Origin of the sequence: Paraglaciecola sp. 20A4 (genome assembly GCF_011378905.1) — a bacterium.
Taxonomy (GTDB): domain Bacteria; phylum Pseudomonadota; class Gammaproteobacteria; order Enterobacterales; family Alteromonadaceae; genus Paraglaciecola.
In genome coordinates, this window is sequence record NZ_WTPY01000073.1 from 1 (window position 1) to 1,116 (window position 1,116).

Sequence of the window (1,116 nt, forward strand, 5' to 3'; positions counted from 1 at the left end):
ATAAACCTGACAGGCCTACTTAAGACTCTCTCAGCTTGTACCGATTGTTTAACTACATACCTTGAAATGCTTGCAAGTGAAGGAATAGCTTTCAGGTTTCACCTTGTCAAACGCTGCCATTTTTTAGTGCTAAAGGCTTTCTCATAGGCAGTATTTTTTATTTAGACACCCAAAATAAGAAAATACCTAATCGAAGCATAATCAATGAGCATATAGTGAGGCTGGCATTCCCATTATTTAGTATGAAAATCAGATATTCGAAATTTTTAGGGATAGAAATGTTGTTCAAACTCAGAACAGTGTGTAAGGCTGCTACTTTTTTAAAGATGGGTTCTACCTAAGGGAACAACGTATGGGCTTACCCCCTTCAACAACCACTAGTTACTAGAATAATTGTTGGAGAAGCCCCTATGCTAACGGCTCTAGCATAAGTGAGATAGCAATTTGACGCTTGAAGTGCAGTGTAGTTGGCAGCCACCTCTAAATTAGCAACATGCAGGATAGGTGTAGGGGTTCCGTAACCAGTGCGATGCGTCATGTAGTCTTCCATGTTTAATATTTCTGACAGAGCGTTTGGGTCACCAGAATTAGGATAGCCGTAATGTATTAGTAGATCCCCGGTGCCATCACCGTCAATATCAATAGATCCGGCATTTCCTAGCGATTCGTTTTGTTTTCCTTGAATAACCGCCTTAGCGTAAACTAAATTACTGGCACTTTTGATGTTTCCGCTTAATGCTTTTAATTCCGCAATACGCGCATCTGAAGATATATCTATTAATTTCGGAGCTGCTATCACTGAAAGAACGCCAAGAATAACAATGACAATAATCAACTCAATAAGCGTGAAGCCACCCTGTATTTTTCGCATTTCAAATACCATGTTATAAAAGTAAGTAATGCACCACGTGCCATGTCACTTTAGGAATAATTTACCTGTAGAAGCTGTACATACAATTTCTTAGCTAACATTATAAAGATTTATCGATATAGTTTATGTATCAAATATCATACTTATGTATTTCAAAACTGGTAACTGTGAAACTGGGGTCAGGGTCAACTTAAAACTTTTACGCCAGTGAGTTTAGGTTTTTTGCGCTAATTGCACACACATAC

The 1,116-nt window shown here is 38.3% G+C and carries 1 protein-coding gene; it reads right to left on the minus strand.

The window, feature by feature from the left end; translation table 11 throughout:
• Positions 1-367 precede the first annotated feature (367 nt).
• On the minus strand, positions 368-871 hold the full coding sequence (locus GQS54_RS22865; RefSeq protein WP_240920048.1) for a prepilin-type N-terminal cleavage/methylation domain-containing protein: 504 nt from the start codon (positions 869-871) through the stop codon (positions 368-370).
• Positions 872-1,116 lie beyond the last annotated feature (245 nt).

Coding starts and splice junctions, on each gene's coding strand:
- GQS54_RS22865 (WP_240920048.1), bottom strand. CDS start 871: ATGCGAAAAATACAGGGTGGCTTCACGCTTATTGAGTTGATTATTGTC.